This is a genomic window from Pseudomonas sp. NY15372, from assembly GCF_048068215.1.
GTDB lineage: Bacteria > Pseudomonadota > Gammaproteobacteria > Pseudomonadales > Pseudomonadaceae > Aquipseudomonas > Aquipseudomonas guariconensis_A.
Window position 1 is genome coordinate 1 of the sequence record NZ_JBLUPY010000118.1, and the last position, 238, is coordinate 238.

General features: G+C 63.9%; 1 protein-coding gene. It reads right to left on the minus strand.

What is annotated here, in order from left to right:
- Positions 1-238 (minus strand): hypothetical protein (locus tag ACNFG0_RS22955; RefSeq protein WP_416766555.1); only part of this gene is annotated, 238 nt, incomplete at both ends.

Below are 238 nucleotides of genomic sequence, written 5' to 3' on the forward strand. Positions count from 1 at the left end.
CGACAGCACCAGGGTGCCGTAGGTGCCCACAAAGGTGCCGGCGGTGATCGGGCCACTCGGGACGCGGTCGGCGCCCTGGGTATCGTTGCTCAGCACATTGCCGGTGAGCGTGGTGTGCTGCTCGGTAGCGGTTTCGAGGTTGCTGTCACCTACGGCAGTCGGCAGGTCGTCGATGATGTTCACATCGAGGTTGCCGGTGGCTGTGCTGCCATCGGTATCGGTAGCCGTTACCGTGAAG